Annotated in this window: 2 protein-coding genes; both read left to right on the top strand. The window is 73.8% G+C overall.

All coding sequences use genetic code 11. The annotated features are described in order from the left end of the window. Positions 1–685, top strand: a 685-nt coding sequence (locus ACJA3G_RS36400; protein ID WP_406557302.1) for a CaiB/BaiF CoA transferase family protein, incomplete at its 5' end; no start/stop codon positions are given. Next, positions 682–1,542, top strand: coding sequence for an HpcH/HpaI aldolase/citrate lyase family protein (locus ACJA3G_RS36395; RefSeq protein WP_406557301.1), 861 nt, complete (start codon positions 682–684; stop codon positions 1,540–1,542). The genes ACJA3G_RS36400 and ACJA3G_RS36395, both read left to right, overlap by 4 nt. Positions 1,543–1,701: the final 159 nt, after the last annotated feature.

The raw sequence follows: 1,701 nt of genomic DNA, 5'->3' as shown, positions 1-1,701 counted from the left end.
CGCGGTCGCCGGCCTCACCGCGGCCTTCGCCGCGCTGACCGCCCTGCGCGCCCGCGAACTGACCGGCCGCGGCCAGGTCGTGGACCTCTCCATCGTCGAGTCGATGCTCGGCGTCCTCGGCGGCCCGCTGGCCACCTACGACCTGACCGGCATCATGCCCACCAGGCAGGGCAACCGCTCGGCCAACAACGCGCCGCGCAACGTGTACCGCACCAAGGACGACCACTGGGTGGCCGTCTCCGCCACCACCTTCTCCGTGGCGGAACGCGTCGTACGCCTGGTGGGCCGCCCCGAACTGGCCGAGGAGCCCTGGTTCGCCACCGGCGCCGACCGCGCGCGGCACGCCGACGAACTCGACGCGGCCGTCGGCGGCTGGATCGCCGAACGCACCCGTGACGAGGTCATCGAGCGCTTCGAGGAGGCCCAGGCCGCCGTCGGAGCCGTCTACGACTTCGCCGACGTCCTCGAAGACCCGCAGATCACCGCACGCGGCTCCATCGTGTCCGTCCCCGACCCGGAACTGGACTCGATCCGTATGCCCTCGGTCGCCTTCCGGCTCTCCGACACCCCCGGCGCCGTGCGCTCGGCCGGCCCCCGCCTGGGCCAGCACACCGCCGACATCCTCGGCGAACTCGGCGTCGGCCCCGAGGAACTGGCCGAGCTCAGCGAAAGAGGAGTCATATGACCGCCGCCGTGCACCGCAGCTATCTCTACGTCCCCGCCCACAAGGCACGTGTGGTGGAGAAGGCGTACGCGAGCGAGGCGGACGCCGTCGTCCTCGACCTGGAGGACGCGGTACCCGCCGACAGCAAGGAACGGGCCCGCCGCGCCGCCGCCGAGATCCTCTCCGCCTCCCCGCCCAAACCCACCTACGTACGCGTCAACTCCACCGCCAGCGGCCTCGCCCACGACGACATCCGGGCCGTCGCCGTGCCCGGCCTCGCGGCCGTCCGGCTGCCCAAGGTGGAGCACCCGCAGCAGATCCGCGACGCGGCCCGGTGGCTGGAGGAGGCGGGCAGCGACGCGGGCGTGCAGATCCTCGTCGAGTCCGCGCTCGGCATCGAGGCGATGAGCGACCTCGCCCACGCCACCCCCCGACTGCAGCGCATCGGCCTCGGTGAGAACGACCTGCGCGGCGACCTGCGCACCGACTTCGACGGGCCCACCATGGACGCCGCCCGGGTGCGCTGCGTCTTCGTCTCCCGGGCCGCGGGGCTCGTCAGCCCGGCCATGAGCGTCTACCCCCGCCTGGACGACCCCGAGGGGCTGCGCCGCTCCTGCCTGGACGGACTCGGCATGGGCTACCTCGGCCGCTTCGCCGTCCACCCCGTCCAACTCCCCGTCATCAACGAGGTCTTCACCCCCTCTCCCGGCGAGGTCGCCGAGGCCCGCGCCCTGCTGGCCGCAGCCGCGGCCCGGCCGGACGCCGGGTCGTCGGTGTTCGTCACCGAGGACGGCCGCGCCGTCGCACCTCCCCTGCTCGCCAACGCCCGCGCGGTGCTGGCGGCGGCCGAAGCGGTGCTCGCGTCGCCCTCGCGGTAGCCCCCTCACGCTTCACCCACGGACGGTACGCGGCCCGTGGTCCCGCCCCCCTGGGTGCGCCGCGACCACGGCCCGCCTCGCATGTCCACCGAACAACCCCCCGTAATCCTCACGGTCCTTGAAAGGCCCCCCATGTCCGACGCCCCGCCGTCCCAGAAC

The sequence above is a fragment of the Streptomyces sp. YS-3 genome, from assembly GCF_045257485.1.
Lineage (GTDB): Bacteria > Actinomycetota > Actinomycetes > Streptomycetales > Streptomycetaceae > Streptomyces.
This window is presented reverse-complemented; position numbering and strand designations above follow the sequence as displayed.